This window comes from candidate division KSB1 bacterium (genome assembly GCA_016214895.1).
Classification (GTDB): domain Bacteria; phylum Electryoneota; class RPQS01; order RPQS01; family RPQS01; genus JACRMR01.
The window spans coordinates 416,087-431,509 of sequence record JACRMR010000002.1; the positions used below are offsets into that span (position 1 = coordinate 416,087).

Annotated in this window: 14 protein-coding genes; all 14 read left to right on the forward strand. The window is 60.5% G+C overall.

Annotation, left to right across the window (positions count from 1 at the left end; all coding sequences use genetic code 11):
• Positions 1 to 35: 35 nt before the first annotated feature.
• The 14 genes from atpF (at position 36) to aspS (ending at position 14,993) form a co-directional block, all read left to right on the forward strand.
• Positions 36 to 566: a F0F1 ATP synthase subunit B gene (gene atpF / locus HZB60_01725; GenBank protein ID MBI5058480.1), complete on the forward strand. Its 531-nt coding sequence runs from the start codon at positions 36 to 38 to the stop codon at positions 564 to 566.
• Positions 563 to 1,114, forward strand: coding sequence for an ATP synthase F1 subunit delta (gene atpH / locus HZB60_01730; GenBank protein MBI5058481.1), 552 nt, complete (start codon positions 563 to 565; stop codon positions 1,112 to 1,114). The genes atpF and atpH overlap by 4 nt, the downstream gene beginning before the upstream one ends.
• Positions 1,115 to 1,161: 47 nt before the next feature.
• Positions 1,162 to 2,670 carry a F0F1 ATP synthase subunit alpha gene (locus tag HZB60_01735; protein MBI5058482.1) on the forward strand — a complete coding sequence of 503 codons (1,509 nt, stop codon included), beginning with the start codon at positions 1,162 to 1,164 and terminating at the stop codon, positions 2,668 to 2,670.
• A gap of 27 nt (positions 2,671 to 2,697) precedes the next feature.
• Positions 2,698 to 3,981, forward strand: a complete 1,284-nt coding sequence (locus tag HZB60_01740; protein ID MBI5058483.1) for a DUF2029 domain-containing protein — start codon at positions 2,698 to 2,700, stop codon at positions 3,979 to 3,981.
• A 49-nt stretch (positions 3,982 to 4,030) separates the two neighbouring features.
• On the forward strand, positions 4,031 to 5,248 hold the full coding sequence (locus tag HZB60_01745) for a DUF2029 domain-containing protein (GenBank protein ID MBI5058484.1): 1,218 nt from the start codon (positions 4,031 to 4,033) through the stop codon (positions 5,246 to 5,248).
• 18 nt (positions 5,249 to 5,266) lie between these two features.
• Complete coding sequence (locus tag HZB60_01750; GenBank protein ID MBI5058485.1) at positions 5,267 to 6,478, forward strand: DUF2029 domain-containing protein; 1,212 nt, start codon at positions 5,267 to 5,269, stop codon at positions 6,476 to 6,478.
• A 10-nt stretch (positions 6,479 to 6,488) separates the two neighbouring features.
• Positions 6,489 to 7,346, forward strand: coding sequence for an ATP synthase F1 subunit gamma (gene atpG, locus HZB60_01755; protein ID MBI5058486.1), 858 nt, complete (start codon positions 6,489 to 6,491; stop codon positions 7,344 to 7,346).
• 58 nt (positions 7,347 to 7,404) lie between these two features.
• Complete coding sequence (locus tag HZB60_01760; GenBank protein ID MBI5058487.1) at positions 7,405 to 7,581, forward strand: hypothetical protein; 177 nt, start codon at positions 7,405 to 7,407, stop codon at positions 7,579 to 7,581.
• 27 nt (positions 7,582 to 7,608) lie between these two features.
• Positions 7,609 to 8,202 carry an NYN domain-containing protein gene (locus HZB60_01765; protein MBI5058488.1) on the forward strand — a complete coding sequence of 198 codons (594 nt, stop codon included), beginning with the start codon at positions 7,609 to 7,611 and terminating at the stop codon, positions 8,200 to 8,202.
• Between the two features lie 2 nt (positions 8,203 to 8,204).
• Positions 8,205 to 8,999 carry a DNA alkylation repair protein gene (locus tag HZB60_01770; protein ID MBI5058489.1) on the forward strand — a complete coding sequence of 265 codons (795 nt, stop codon included), beginning with the start codon at positions 8,205 to 8,207 and terminating at the stop codon, positions 8,997 to 8,999.
• A gap of 18 nt (positions 9,000 to 9,017) precedes the next feature.
• Positions 9,018 to 10,478 (forward strand): F0F1 ATP synthase subunit beta, encoded by a 1,461-nt coding sequence (gene atpD / locus HZB60_01775; GenBank protein MBI5058490.1) that lies wholly within the window; start codon positions 9,018 to 9,020, stop codon positions 10,476 to 10,478.
• A 5-nt stretch (positions 10,479 to 10,483) separates the two neighbouring features.
• Positions 10,484 to 10,888 (forward strand): ATP synthase F1 subunit epsilon, encoded by a 405-nt coding sequence (gene atpC, locus HZB60_01780; GenBank protein ID MBI5058491.1) that lies wholly within the window; start codon positions 10,484 to 10,486, stop codon positions 10,886 to 10,888.
• Between the two features lie 131 nt (positions 10,889 to 11,019).
• The gene (locus HZB60_01785; protein ID MBI5058492.1) at positions 11,020 to 13,023 is read left to right on the forward strand and encodes a hypothetical protein; all 2,004 of its coding nucleotides are present in this window, start codon (positions 11,020 to 11,022) and stop codon (positions 13,021 to 13,023) included.
• Between the two features lie 191 nt (positions 13,024 to 13,214).
• Positions 13,215 to 14,993 carry an aspartate--tRNA ligase gene (gene aspS, locus HZB60_01790; protein ID MBI5058493.1) on the forward strand — a complete coding sequence of 593 codons (1,779 nt, stop codon included), beginning with the start codon at positions 13,215 to 13,217 and terminating at the stop codon, positions 14,991 to 14,993.
• Positions 14,994 to 15,423 lie beyond the last annotated feature (430 nt).

Here is a 15,423-nt window from a genome sequence, read left to right on the forward strand (position 1 = left end):
GTCACGCGCCTTAGCGGCGCATCCGGTGCGAACCTATGCTTAACTTCTTACTCCCGATTGCCGCCGAAAGCGGTGGTCTGGCCTCGGTTGTCAGTCCCAAACCCGGCTCTGTCCTCTGGACAATTATCACCTTTCTGGTAATTGTCTGGCTGGTCTCCAAATTCGGCTGGAAGCCAATCCTGTCCGGCCTCAAGTCGCGCGAGGACTCTATTCGGAAAGACCTCGAAACCGCCAAGGCGGAACGCGAAAAGGCGTCCGCCTTGCTGGCCGACTATCAGGCGTCCATGGCCAACGCCAAGAAAGAGGCTGCCGAGGTCATTCAGCGCGCACAGGATGCCGCCAATCAACACCTTGAACTGGAACGAATTCGCGCCAAGGAAACCGCCGACCGCCTGATTGACCGTGCCAATGCCGAAATCGAGCGAGAACGCGATGCCGCCCGCGCCGATCTCCGACAGTACGTGGCCGACCTTACCGCTCGCGCGACCAGCCGGCTCGTCGGCAAGACCGTAGATGCCAAAGATCACGAGCGGTTCATTCTCGACGCGCTCAAGGAGGATCGGTGAAAGCCGCCCCGCGCTCGCTGGTCAACCGCTACGCCCGGTCGCTGTTCAAGGTCGCCGTGGACCAGAAGGTCGTCGAGCAGGTGCGAAATGACCTGGCGGAAATCGCTGACGTTCTGCACGGAAACAAGGAGCTGACCGCCATGTTGCTCAATCCCGGCGTGAATACCGCGCGCCTCAAAGCGCTGGTTGATGCGCTTTGCAAGAGACTGCCGGCGCAGGAACTCACCCGGCACTTTCTGCATCTGCTGATCGACAAGGACCGGATCGAAGTGCTGCATACGCTCTCACCCGTGTTCGACGATTATTACCGAAAGCACCAAGGCGAGGTGGTGGTCACCGTGACGACTGCCGTGACCGTCAGTGACGCGCTGCAATCACAGATCAAGAGCCAGCTTGCTGCACACAGCGGCATGACGCCGCTGGTCACCTGGAATACGAATCCTGAGTTACTCGGCGGTCTCGTGGTGGAGTGGCCCGATCGCGTCTTCGATGGCTCCCTCGCCCGCAAGATCTCCAACCTCAAATCCGCGCTGGCCGGCACCGCCTGATCGCCGCGGCACGCTCCAAGAATTCAGACCCTCAATAAGATAGCATCATGAGAGTTCGTCCGGAAGAAATCACTTCCATTCTTAAGGAACAGATTGCCGATTATCAGGCACTGTCCTCCGTCGATGAAGTCGGCCGCGTGGTCTATGTCGGCGACGGTATCGCCCGCGTCTATGGCTTGGACAAAGTCATGTACGGAGAGATGGTCGAGTTTGCCGGTGGCGCGCTCGGCATGGCGCTCAACCTCGAAGAGGACAACGTCGGTTGCGCGCTCTTCAGCGGCGATGCGCAGATCGCGGAAGGCAGCGTGGCCAAACGCACCGGACGCGTCGTACAGGTGCCCGTCGGTGACGAACTCGTCGGGCGCGTCGTCAATCCGCTCGGCATGCCGCTCGATGGCAAGGGGCCGATCAACGCCAAGAAATTCAGCCCGGTTGAACGCCTGGCCACCGGTGTGATCACGCGCCAGCCCGTCAAGGAACCGTTGCAGACCGGGATTAAGGCGATCGACGCCATGATCCCGATTGGCCGCGGTCAGCGCGAACTTATCATTGGTGACCGCCAGACCGGCAAGACGACGATCGCGCTCGACACGATCATCAGCCAGAAAGGCACCGGCGTCATTTGTATCTACGTCGCCGTTGGCCAAAAGGGCTCCACGATTGCCAAAGTTGTCAAGACCCTGGACGAACATGGCGCGATGGAACACACCATCGTGGTTTCCTCGACCGCGGTCGAGCCCGCGCCGATTCAATTCCTGGCGCCGTATGCCGGCGCCGCCATGGGCGAGTTCTTCCGTGATAGCGGTCGGCATGCCGTCTGTATCTATGACGATCTCACCAAGCACGCCTGGGCGTATCGCCAACTTTCGCTTCTGTTGCGCCGCCCGCCGGGCCGCGAAGCCTATCCCGGCGACGTGTTCTATCTGCACTCACGCCTCCTCGAACGCGCCGCCAAACTTAGCGATGCGCTGGGCGGCGGATCGCTGACTGCCCTGCCGATTATCGAAACGCAGGCTGGCGACGTCTCCGCCTATATTCCGACCAACGTGATTTCGATTACCGACGGCCAGATCTTCCTCGAATCAGAACTCTTCTATTCCGGAATTCGCCCGGCCATCAACGCCGGTATTTCAGTCTCCCGCGTCGGCGGCAATGCGCAGATCAAAGCGATGCGGCAGGTCGGCGGGTCATTGAGACTTGATCTTGCCCAGTACCGCGAGCTCGCGGCCTTCGCGCAATTCGGTTCCGATCTCGATAAGGCCACGCTCGCGCAACTCACCCGCGGCGCGCGATTGATGGAAGTGCTTAAGCAAGGTCAATATGCGCCGTGGCCCGTTGAAGAACAAGTCGCCGTGTTATGGGTGGCGACTCGCGGATACATGGATGATGTTCCGGTCGATGCGGTCGGCAAATTCCAGTCCGACCTGCAAAAGTACTTCCGCAGTGCGGGCAAAGCCTTGCTGACCGAGATCACGCAAAAGAAGATCATCGACAAGGAGCTGGAAGAGAAGTTGACGCAGCTCGCCAAGGACTTCAAGGCGAGCTGGACTAAGTAGCAGTTTCCGCCACGAGCAAGGGGCGTTGTGGAAGTCGTTCGCAGGCCGCCACCGGACTGGTTGCTGATCGTCGCCCTGCTCACCGGACTGTTCTTGTGGCAGCGCACGGTCTTTCCGCTGTGGATGGTTGATCTTTTCCATATTCAGTACGCGAGTTACGAATGGAAGCAGGGCGAGCTGCAGTGGATGTACACATCCATCGAAGACACCCGGGACTGGGAAGCACACCGCGCGCCCATCGCCGCGAAACTTGGAGCCGAAGGTTGGCCTAACGAACCCCTGTACCCGCCGTTCCTGCATGCTCTGCTCTCCCCGTTCGCCGATGCTGATGCCGCTTCATGGATGTACACGGTCTTTGCCATGAACTTGCTACTGCTTCCCGCCTTCGCATTAATCGTACTGCGCGCGTGCGAAGTCCGCTGCAGCATGCGCTCCATCCTTTGGGGACTCGCGCTGGTAATGGTCTGCTATCCGATGGCGCGCGCGACGAAGTTGGGCCAGATCGGGCCCTTGTTGGTGGCGATCACGTGGCTGGCAATCCTCGCGCTGCGCAGGTCGCGGCAGGTGTTCGGCGGAATCTTGCTCGGCATCGTGGGCGCGCTAAAGATATTTCCGCTGTCGCTCCTGCTGGCGCCGCTGCTATTGCGCCGTTTCCGGTTTGTGACCGCGGCACTGGTGACCGTGATCGGCATTTACGCCATCAGCCTGTTTGCACTGGGGCTGGAGGTGCACGGCTACTGGTGGAAGGCGATTACGAAGTTTGGTAATCTCGTTTGGCCGTTCTTTGGTAACCAATCACTGGCGGGTTGGTTCGTGCGGCTGACGTCAGACGTGCGAATGGATGATTACCGGCCCGTGCTCGACACAAGAATTGTCTGCTTCCGGCTCGCCGCGTTCGGCGGATGCGTTGTGGCCATCCTGCCGGTGGCAATGCGGATCTGGCGCAAGAGCAACTCTGCCGCAGCCATCCCGCTGATCGGCCTCGTCATGGGTGCGGTGTTGCTGCTGTTGCCCACCTCGTGGGAGCACTACTGGCTCTGGATGCTCCCGGTGCTGGGCTGGGCGATTCACCGCGAATGGTGCCGCCAACGCCATTCTGCAACCTCCGCCGTGCTGCTGGGAGTCGCGGCGTTCTTCTTCCTGATGAAGCTAACGCGATGCTATGGCGAATCGATGCTCGGCAGGCTTATCTCAGGTTCGCAGACTATCGGCCTAACGCTATTGGTGCTCTGGCTCCTGCTGGAAATGCGTCGGATGGCGGATCCCTCACCATACGACACCGATGAGACAGTGGTTTCTGCTTCGCGCTGACGGCTGACCCCGCGACTATTGGCTGATCCCGGCCTATCTGCTGGTATTCTTGCTGTTCGCCCGCGGTGCATTTCCGCTCTCGACTTCCGATCTTTTCCATATCCAATTCGCCGCTTACGAATGGAAGCAGGGAACGCTGGAGCGGATCTACACCTCATTCGAGCCCGCGGAATGGGAGGCCTGGCGGGTAGAATGGGAGCGGACGGCGAAGCAATTCGGCGCAGACCTTTACGACAATCCGCACTTCTACCCTCCGTTTGTTTCGGCGGCACTGGCTCCGGTTGCGGACGTTCCCGCGGTGTACTGGCGGAATGCTGTGTTTGTCCTGAACTGCTTGCTACTGATTGCACTCGTGGAAGTGACGCGGCGCCTCTGCCAACTTCCGCCTGGCTGGCGCGGCTTCGTCTGGTTAATGGCGTTCTTCCTCGCCTCCGTGCCACTGGCAAGTGCGGTCCGCTTCGGCCAATTTGCGTTGCTCGTCACTCTTTGCACATGGTCCGGCCTCCTCGCACTTAGCCGACACCGTGAATCGGCTGCCGGTCTCCTGATTGGACTCGCCGCGGCAATAAAACTCACCCCCGTCGCGTTTCTCGCGATTCCGACCATTCAGCGAAGATGGCGACCTGTGCTCTTTGGCGGTTCGCTTGTGGTCACCTTGTTCGCCGCCTCGTGGCTGGTACTCCGCCCTGAAATCCACGCTCAGTGGTGGCGGGCCGCACAGGATGCCAGCCAGACGGTTTGGCCGAACGCGCTCGATCAGTCCCTGAGTAGTTGGTTCGCCCGGTTGTTTCTCGGGTGCAGCGTCAACGACCTCTACTTTCCTCAACCGCCGACCATTCGACTGCTGCGAATTCTTGGGAATCTCGTTTTCGGATTAGGGACGATGATTGTGCTCTGGGTGCGCCGGCGTAACCTGACCGTTGAGAATTTCCCCGCCGCGGCGGGCCTGATGGTTTCCGGTGTTGTGCTGGCCCTGCCGTTTGCCTGGAACTACTATTTCCTGCTCTCGATGCCGGTGCTCGCCTGGGCACTGTTGCGGAGCGAAACGGAACAGGATCGCACGGTCTGGCGCTACGTGCTGTGGACCGTCGCCTTCTTGGTCTTCATGCGGTTCTGGCGATGGTTCGGCGATGGAGGTGTAGGCAAGATCGCGGCTGGACACATCGCCATCGCCAACCTCCTGCTCTATGCGTGGCTGGTGCAGCGCTTCCTGACTAATCCTGCAATCCGGAATCACCGAGCGCTGCAGGTTCCGCCGGCGCCCTGATTCTCTACGGAGGCTCCCGTGGCGTGGTTTCGGTGGCTGCTCGTGAGCATTGCCGCGTTCCAATTCGTCGCCGTCGGTCTCCCGCCCGGCAACGCGGACCTGCTCTCGATCCAATTGCTGGCCTACGATCTTTCCCACGATGATGTCCGTCTGTTGTATCCGGGCCGCGACTATGCGTTGAACGAATCGTGGGTCGAGCATCACGAACGCAATCTGCGTGAGTTGCGCGTGGATGGTGAACCCAATTGGTGCTTCTATCCGCCGCTGGTTCCTTATCTTTGCGTGCCGATAGCTCACGCGGGCATTGAGACCTGGCGAGTCGCCTGGGGAGCGATTCAAATTCTGCTCGCCGTTCTCTACGCGCTGCTGATAGAGCGGATGCTGACCGCGCTGGCGCTGCCTGCTTCGCGAGTCTTGATCTTTGCACTGGTGTTCGGTTCGTACCCGGTCGCGCGCTCCGTATTCCTCGGACAGACCAGTTTATTGATCGCCGTCCTGCTCTGGATCGCAATTTACTTGCGCGAGCTTCGCGGGCGATCTTGGTCGGCATTGATCACGGGCGCGGCTTGTTTCGTAAAGCCGTTCCTGCTGATCGGAGAGCTACCGCGGATCTTTCGGCGACAATACCGGACGACCGCGATTGCGCTGACCATGATGGCAGTATTGCTGGCGATCTCCCTTGCGATACTGGGCGTGACCGCGCATCGCGAGTACTGGAATCTGCTCAGCACGCTGGGCGCCTCGCAAACCGCGTTCAGCGGAAACCAGAGTCTGCTCGCGGGACTCATGCGGATCGGGACTCCAGTGTCGGTCTCCGACTATGGCTTTCAGATGGACCCGACGCTGAATGGGGTCGGGAAACTCGTCGCTCTCGTCGTATTGGCGATCGCCGCCGGGGCGCAGCTGCGTTCGAAGCACGTCCGAATTGTGTATTCCGTGGGGCTTTGGTACTCGGCGATTCTACTCGCGTTGCCGATCTCGTGGGAACACCACCTGATTATCCTGCTGCCGGTGATCGCATTCCTCTGGGCGGAGCAACCCCGGCCTTTCGTCCCACTGCTCGTGACCACCCTGGCGCTCTCCGTCGCGCTGGAGTCGAGCTATGGCGACACTGCCGGCGGCAAACTCGCGTCGATCGTTCCGCTATTCGGCAACTGTTGTCTGTTCGTCCTGCTCACCCGTTTGCATCTGAAGAGCCGCCGCACCCCGGCGCTGCCCGCCACCTCCTGAATCCGATCCTATGTCCGGTCTGAAGCTAATCAAGCGTCGCATTCGCAGCGTGCAATCCACGCAGCAGATCACCCGCGTGATGAAGATGGTGGCTGCCGCAAAACTGCGACGCGCCCAGGAGAACATCGTTCGCGCCCGCCCGTATTCGCTCCGGCTGCGGCGGGTCATCCGCGAGGTCTCCGCGCGCATCGACCGCTCGGCGCATCCGCTGCTTGCCTTGAAACCGCAAAAAGAGCTGGGCATTGTGGTCGTGACCGGCGACCGCGGACTGTGCGGCTCGTTCAATACGAATATCCTGCGCCGCGCGCAACGCCTGATCGAGGAGAACCGACACCAAAGAGTGTTCCTGTTCACGGTCGGCAAGCGCGGCACCGAGTTTTTTACCCGTCGCGGCGCGGCGATCACACACTCGTTGATCGGGCTCTTCAATCACCTGCACTTCCATCATGCGCAGGAACTCGCGGACGAGATCATCGACCGCTACCACCATCATGACATGGATCATGTGGTCGTCGTGTACAATGAGTTCAAGTCGGCGATCCAGCAAAACGTCGTCGTCGAGTCGCTGCTCCCGATCGTTCCGGACGAGTCCGATCATGATGGTCCGACCGCCGATATCATTTACGAACCGTCGGAACTCGAAATCCTGAATTCAATCCTGCCGCAGTTCGTGGAAGTGCAGCTCTGGCGCATCATGCAGGAATCCTTTGCCGCCGAGATGGGCGCGCGCATGACGGCCATGGAAAACGCCACGAAGAATGCGCAAGAATTAATTGAATCGCTTACGCTGACCTACAACAAGGTGCGGCAGGCCTCCATCACCAACGAAATTCTCGAAGTCGTAGCCGGCGCGGAAAGCCTGCGCTGACCACGCCCGACCGCTCCGCGCCTGCCGAGGCGCCGCCGCCGCGCAGGAAACGCGGCCGTTGAAAGTGCTTTATGCCGGCGATGTGACGGAATTCCGGTCCACCGCCAAATGTCTGATCTTATCGAGTCGGCTTTCGAGCTGGATTGAAAAGATCGCCGCGCGCGCCGATGCGGGTGACGCGCGCTGCAACTTGGGTCTCGAAACCGTGCCGATGCGGAGACATCGGAAAATGTAGTTGACTTATGTAAGGAATTGACACGAGATGGGCTTCACTGGTGGCCGTAAACGCGTCTCAATTTTTGTTGACGGCGCAAACATGTTTTACACGCAGAAGAAAGGACTTGGCTGGTTCTTCGATCCGGCCAAACTGCTGAAGGTCCTGCGTTCTGACGACGACCTTACTGACGCTTACTGGTATATGGGACTCAAACAGCCGCCGGACCCGCGTGATGAGAACTTCGTCCGATTCTTGGCTTATGCCGGCTACGTCGTGCGTACAAAAGGTCTCAAGACCATCTATGATCAGGAAACCGGCGAGACCACGCAAAAGGCGAATCTCGACGTTGAAATCGTCATGGATATGTTCAACACCGTCGAGAACTACGACAAAGCGATTCTGCTGTCGGGTGACGGCGACTTCGAACGCGCACTTGAGCTGCTGCGCTCGCGAGGCAAGGAGATCTGCGTCGTCTCCACGCAGAACTGGATCGCCGCGGAATTGAGAATGGCGGTCGGATCGCACTTCGTGGATCTGCAGGACCTGCGGCAACAGATCGAACGCACGGACCGCGTCGCCCCGAGCGAAGCGCAGGCCGCCCGCGCCGCGGAAGCCGCCGCCAGCAGCTCCGATTCCTGACGTTGACGTCGTCGCCGGACCACGCCGCGACCGCTCGCATTGTCGAGCTCTTTGAAGCGTATCTACAAGACCCCGACGACCTGTCGATGCCGGAGCTGGACGCGCTGACCGAGCTGCTCCCGCTCTTCCCGCCCGAATCGATCCGCTCGGTCGCGCGAACCGTGGCGATCCTCGTCGAGAACAAGCCCAAACAAGCGCTGGAGCTGGCGCTGAAACTGGCGGCGTCCGAGGAACCCGCGACCCGCGCCGTTGCCGCGGGAATCATCTCCCGGCTCGCACAGTTTCAGCCAGCCCTGTGGCGCGATTTCGGACGGATGCTCGTCGCCGATCCGGTCTGGGAAGTGCGGCTGCATGCCGCCAGGATCTTCGATTCCTACGCGGAGGGAGAAGGTGCCGCGGAGTATCACATTGACTTCGTCTTCGAGTTGGTGAACGAATGGGTTCGCGACCAACAGTATCTCGTTCGCCACGCGGCTACGCAAGCCCTGCTCGGATGGGCCGGTCTGCACCTCGAACAGGTACCGCGGTTGTTGGCGGCACTTGAACCGACCTTCAACGATCCCATCGAATACGTGCGCGCCGGAGGTGTGCTCGCCCTGCGTGCCATCGGGCGTAAACGGCCGCCGCTGGTGCTCTCTTATATAGAACTTAGATTGGACGACCTCGGTGAATTCGAGCGGGAGACCTACTTGTCCGCGCTCGATGACCGGTTCGCCAATGCTCATACCGAGTGGAAGTCGCGGCTGATGGAAGGTCTGAGTCAGCCGCCGTCGGTTCCTCCCGCGAACATCGAATAGCCATCTACATTTCAGCCCATGAACAAAGGCACCGTTAAGCAGATTATCGGCGTGGTCGTGGACGTGGAGTTTCCCGATGGGCAGCTCCCCGCTCTTTACAATGCGCTCCACATTAGGCAAAGCGACGGGCACCTCATTACGCTCGAAGTCCAACAGCACCTCGGCGACAGCAGCGTGCGCACCGTCTCCATGGATCAGACCGAGGGGCTGCAGCGCGGTACCGAGGTGATCGACACGGGCGTGGCGATCGCGGTCCCGGTCGGTCCGGAAACGCTGGGGCGAATCATGAACGTCGTCGGCGAACCGATCGACGGCTTGGGCGAGGTCAAGACCCAAAAGAAATACCCGATTCATAGACCCGCCCCGCTGTTGATCGATCTGGATACGTCGGCCGACATGCTCGAAACCGGAATCAAGGTGATCGATCTGATCCAGCCGTTCGCCAAGGGCGGAAAGATCGGCCTGTTCGGCGGCGCCGGGGTCGGCAAGACTGTCATCGTCCAGGAGCTCATCAACAATATCGCCAAAGCGCATGCCGGAATCTCCGTATTTGCCGGGGTCGGCGAGCGCACGCGTGAAGGCAACGACCTGTTGCGCGAAATGGTCGAGTCGGGAGTCGTGGATTACGGCAAGAGTTTCGACAAACACTCCTTCAAGACCGAAACTGTCGAACATGCCGCTCTGAAGAATTCCAAAGTCGCCTTCGTCTTCGGCCAGATGAATGAACCGCCCGGCTCGCGTTCGCGCGTCGCGCTCACCGGCCTGACGCTCGCCGAGTACTTCCGCGATGATGAAGGCCGCGATGTGTTGCTGTTCATCGACAATATCTTCCGCTTCACCCAGGCCGGCTCGGAAGTCTCTGCGCTGCTCGGGCGCATGCCTTCCGCCGTCGGATATCAGCCCACGCTCGCCACCGAAATGGGCGCATTGCAGGAGCGCATCGCCTCGACCAAGAAGGGCTCCATCACCTCGGTGCAGGCGGTCTATGTTCCGGCCGACGACCTCACCGATCCGGCGCCCGCGACGACCTTCGCGCACCTTGACGCCACGACCGTGCTGTCCCGCAAGATCTCAGAGTTGGGGATTTACCCCGCCGTCGATCCGCTCGACTCCACGTCGCGGATTCTCGACCCGCTCGTTGTGGGCGAAGAGCATTACAATACGGCCAGACGTGTGCAGGGAACTTTGCAGCGTTACAAGGACCTGCAGGACATCATCGCGATTCTCGGGATGGACGAGTTGGCCGATGAGGATAAGCTCACCGTGGACCGCGCGCGCAAGATGCAAAAATTCCTCTCCCAGCCGTTCCATGTCGCCGAGGCGTTCACCGGCCGCAAGGGCGTGTACGTCAACATCAAAGACACGATCCGCGGCTTCAAGGGAATTCTCGACGGCGAGTTCGATCACATTCCTGAGGGCTGCTTCTATATGTGCGGTGGCATTGAAGAAGCGCTGAAGAACTACGAAGCACAGAAATAAGCGGCATGGCCAAGAACTTCCATCTCGATGTCATCACCCCCACGGAGAAAGTCTTCTCCGGCGACGTCTGGCACCTCCGCGCGCCCGGTGCCGGCGGTGACTTCGGTGTGCTTGCCGACCATGCGCCGATGATGGCGGGACTCAAGCCCGGACGACTCCGCATTGATCTGCCGGACATGAGCTTCGACCTGTTCGCTATCGGCCGCGGTTATTTTGAAGTGCACGGAAACAATGCCGTCGTGCTGGCCGGAGGCTGCTTGCGCAAAGACGATATCGATCTCGATCGCGCGCAGGCTGCGCAGGAACGCGCCTTGCAGCATCTCGCCAAGAGCACGGATCCGCGCGAAGTCGAGGAGGCGCGGGCCGCACTCGAGTTTGCTCTGGCGCAAATCAAGGTCGCCGAAGGCTGACATAGACTTCGCCATAGCAATGCGCAGCGGGCAATTCCCTCGGGAGTTGCCCGCTTCCTCTTTCGGGCATGCTGGCATGTAGTTTGCCCAAAGCTGAGCGATACCCGCGTCGTCGAAGTCCAGGATTTCCCATGCCAATTCTTCTCGCATCGATATTCTCGCTCGCGCTCGGCTGCACGGCGGTCTTGGCGGAGCCGAATCTGCCGGCAACCCTCGATAGGGCGCGCGCCATGGTTGCCGACCCGCGCAGCGACAGCGCGGCCTGCCTCGCGACGGCAACCGAGCTCGCTGAAGCCGTGGCGGCCTATCCCGCTTCGTCGCTCGCCGCCGAGGCCGTGGACATCGCGCTCCATCTGAATCTGCGCTGGGGCGATCGACTCGCGGCGCAGACCTGCGCGGATCTCATCGTGCGCCAGTATCCACTATCCGAGTTTGCGGAGCCTGCGTTTGACGTGGTATGGAACTATCTGACCGCCCACGGCGAAAGCCCGGGTACCGGTGCGGAGGTCGCAAAGCAGTTCGCACTCTCACTGCAAAGCGACGCCCGTTCGCCCCGCTACTTCATGCTCGCGTTTCAGGGCTTCGCGGCGGACGGACGCTGGAAAGATGCCGCCGAAATGGGGGAGCAATTCCTCGGCAGTGCCGCCGGAGCCGCCGCCGATCCGATGGTCTATCTGTCCATGTCCGAAGTCGCGCTCCGGCTCGGAAACACCGCATTAGCACGGCAATCGCTCGAAGCCTTCACGTCGCGCTTCGGCGAGCTTCCGCAAATGGTGATTGCTCTGACTCAGCTCGGCCATCTGCACACCGCGCTCGGTAATCCCGAAATCGCTCGAACCCACTACGGCCGTGCCTGGTCGCTCTATCAGAAAAACCAGCAACGCAGCCAATTTGCCGTCGCCGAAATTTCACATGCTGCCGCGGAAGCGCTCTGGATACTGCAAGCCGAGCGTCGCACCGCCTTTGACGAGGCAGTCGTCCCCGGACCGGGATTCAAAGAACCGGCCGTGCGCCGAACGGCCAACAGTCTCATCGATAGCTACACCGAAATCGTCAATACCGATGCCGAGTTCGATTTCCGGGCCTTCTCAGCAATGGCCGATGTCTGTGCCGCGCTGGCCACTGCCCTCGCTGACGAATCGTTTCGCAAACTCGTGATGTCACCGGGCGAAACCCCGCGATTGGACCCCCTCGCGGCCGCATCCGCCCAGGCCAATCGCGCCGCGGCGTACTATCAAGCCGCTACCGAACGCGTCATGCTGCACGAACACGATCCGGATCGGCAGCGGGACCTGCACGCCGCCGCTCGATACGTTGGAGAGCGGCGCTTTGAAATCGCGAATGCGCAAGCTCAATGGACTTACCGCTACGCCAATCTGCTCGCGGACAATGCTCCGACGGAGAAGCTCGGCAATCCGCATGACTTGTCCAGACTCAATTACTTCATCGACGTCGTGCTGCCGGTCGCGACGCGTGGTCTCGAGCAAAAGCAAGTCGCACTGTCCATTGTGGGCCCGGCGGACCACAATTCGCTAACGGCGGCCACCGCCGCCACGGCGGACGAGCCGCTGCGCGAGCTTGTGACCAAGCTGTCGTCGCTCTGCATGACACAGTGGAAGCAAACCGCCACGGCCGCCACGCAGCTCTCGTCGTCGGTTCGCTTCGGATTGCGAACGTCATCCTCCTCGGGGCTGGTCGATGGATTGGACGCGAACTGGAACCGCTCTGAGCAGTATGCCGCGCGCGCCGTTAAGGCGGTTCGTGAGACTTACGACGTGGCGCGCAAGTCGAATCTGTCCCCTGAGTCGCTGCCGCACTGGAACTCGCTGATGATCTCGCTGCTCGGAGAGTATGTCGCGCTCAGCGCGGCCGCACAGTCCGCCCTGCAGGAGGCAGTGGCGGCGCTGCCGCCGGACCCGGACAATCCGCTGGCTCCGCTTCGGGCGCAGCTCGGTCGGCTGGCTGCCGACTGCGGAAGCGCGGAGTATAGCACGCTTGTGGCCTGGAATGATCTGGTAACCTATCAGAACATTGATGATCCGCGTAACCGCGAGATGGCCCTCAGGCTCGCCACCCTCGATCCGCAACGCTACGGGGCCGGAGCCGACCCCTCCGCCAGCCGCAAGCATCCCTGACTCGCGGGTCGCGGACCGCCGTCATGGGGACTCGAACGGATCCGGGACTTGATTTTCTGACGAAAAATCCGCAATTTACCCTCTGCCGATGTAGGGCAGAACTGGAGCACCGCCCCCGGGCGGTGTTTTTGTTCCCGCCGGTCGTAGCTCCCGGGCCTGCGCGGCAGGTTCTAACTGGTACAATCCTTAACATGCAAAGACGTACTCATACTTGTGGCCAACTGCGGAAAGCCGACGCCAATCAATCCGTCATCCTGCAAGGCTGGGTCGCGCGCAGTCGCGATCTCGGCGGGCTGATCTTCATCGACCTGCGCGATCGCTATGGTAAGACACAATGTGTCGTTCATCCGCAGGACAATCCCGACCTGGCCAATCTTGCCCCGACCCTGCATGCCGAATGGGTGGTCGAAATCCACGGGGTTGTGATCGCCCGCCCCGCCGGCATGATCAACAACGAGATGGTCACGGGCGAAATCGAGGTGAAAGTCCTGGCGCTCGAAGTGCTGAATCAGAGTCCTGTACTGCCGTTCCAACTTGACGACGCGGCGAAGGCGAGCGAAGAGCTCCGGCTCAAGTATCGCTACCTCGATTTGCGCCGCCCGGAAATGCAGGAGATCCTGTTGCTCCGGCATCGGATGTCGAATGTCATCCGCGAACATTTCACCGGCGAGGAGTTCATCGAGGTTGAGACGCCGTGCCTGGTCAAGAGCACCCCCGAAGGTGCCCGTGACTATCTCGTCCCGAGCCGCGTCTTTCCGACACAGTTCTATGCCCTGCCGCAATCGCCGCAGATCTATAAACAGATCCTGATGGTCGCCGGGTTCGACCGCTATTTCCAGATCGTGCGTTGCTTCCGCGATGAAGATCTGCGCAGCGATCGGCAGCCGGAGTTCACGCAGGTTGATGTCGAAGTCAGTTTTCCGGATCTTGACCTGATCTTCGGCATCGCCGAACGGCTGTTCGTCAAGATCATGCGCGCGGGATGGAACATCGAGATCAAGACCCCGTTCCCGCGCCTATCCTATCGCGAAGTCATGGAAATGTACGGCAGCGATAAGCCCGATCTGCGGTATGACCTCGCGTTCCGCAACGTCACCGATCACTTGCGCGGAACCGATTTTCGCGTGGTGGCCGGGGCGCTGGAGCAGGGCGGCGAGGCGATCGGACTGAAGCTGGAGGGCAAGGCGGAACTGTCGCGAAAAGAGATCGGCGCGGTCGAGGAGCTCGCCAAAAGCTCCGGACTCGCGGGCATCCTTCCACTCAAAGTGACCGCTGAAGGTTTTTCCGGTGTGCTCGCGGGCAAGGTGAGCGAGGGATCATTGCGGGCGATCGCGACCGCATTCGCGGCGATCCCGGGTGATCTGCTGTTGATCGCCGTGGGCAAGAAGAGCGACGTGTTGAAAGCGCTCGGCGTGTTCCGCCGCCGCCTCGCCGAAGAGTTCAAACTCTATGACCCGGAGGACCATTCCAATCCGTCGTTGTTCTGGGTCGTAAATTTCCCGCTGTTCGAACGCGACGACGAAACCGGCGAAGTGTTTCCATCGCATCATCCGTTCACAGGATATCTGCCGGAAGACGAGCAGCTCGTCGAAACGGAACCCTGGAACGTTCGTTCCACTGCTTTCGACGTCGTCATGAACGGAAGTGAACTGATCTCGGGATCCATTCGTATTCATGATCCGAAGCAACAGGCGCGCATCTTCCGGCTGCTTGGCATCAGCGACGAGGAGGCCGAAATGCGATTCGGTTTCCTCGTGGATGCGCTGCGCTACGGTGCGCCGCCGATGGGCGGATTCGCCCTCGGCCTCGACCGCTTGATCATGAACCTGACCAACAGGTCCATCCGCGACGTCATTGCCTTTCCCAAGACCAACTTGGCTCAGAGCCTCATGGACGGCTGCCCTTCTCCGGTGGACCCGCGGCTCCTGAAGGACCTTGCCCTGATCCTCGATCCCGCGAGCGCAAAATGAGCGGCGTACGCGTGCCCTGACCGTCGGGGAATCCGGTTCGCTGCTGGCGAGGCTTGACTTGCCCTCGCCGATTTCGTATCTTTGTACTCTATTGTTTGTCTAAAACGAGGCGTTCCAGCAGTTCCGAGTGGACGATCCGCTCTCCCAGTTGCCTTTCGCAAGGCCCCAATAAAGCGACTTAGCCTCTGTTTTTTAGAGAGTTCTCTCTAACTGCGGAGGCCTTTTTCATTCTCATACACTGATTCACTTTCACTGAGGAATACTCAACTGCCGTCGAAAAGTCAGGAAGCTCTCCAAAACAGCGACGAATACACCGAGATAGTCGAACTCCCGGTCGAAGAGGGTGTCTTACGGCCGCTCCTCGGACCCGGTGATTCCAATTTGCACTATCTGCAACGGTTCCTCGGTAGCCGGATCACGGCCCGCCGCG

What these genes read in the sequence shown, in the direction of transcription:
- HZB60_01735 (MBI5058482.1), top strand. Translation starts at nt 1,162, where the DNA reads ATGAGAGTTCGTCCGGAAGAAATCACTTCCATTCTTAAGGAACAGATT.
- aspS (MBI5058493.1), top strand. Translation starts at nt 13,215, where the DNA reads ATGCAAAGACGTACTCATACTTGTGGCCAACTGCGGAAAGCCGACGCC.
- HZB60_01765 (MBI5058488.1), top strand. Translation starts at nt 7,609, where the DNA reads ATGGGCTTCACTGGTGGCCGTAAACGCGTCTCAATTTTTGTTGACGGC.
- atpG (MBI5058486.1), top strand. Translation starts at nt 6,489, where the DNA reads ATGTCCGGTCTGAAGCTAATCAAGCGTCGCATTCGCAGCGTGCAATCC.
- HZB60_01785 (MBI5058492.1), top strand. Translation starts at nt 11,020, where the DNA reads ATGCCAATTCTTCTCGCATCGATATTCTCGCTCGCGCTCGGCTGCACG.
- atpF (MBI5058480.1), top strand. Translation starts at nt 36, where the DNA reads ATGCTTAACTTCTTACTCCCGATTGCCGCCGAAAGCGGTGGTCTGGCC.
- atpC (MBI5058491.1), top strand. Translation starts at nt 10,484, where the DNA reads ATGGCCAAGAACTTCCATCTCGATGTCATCACCCCCACGGAGAAAGTC.
- atpD (MBI5058490.1), top strand. Translation starts at nt 9,018, where the DNA reads ATGAACAAAGGCACCGTTAAGCAGATTATCGGCGTGGTCGTGGACGTG.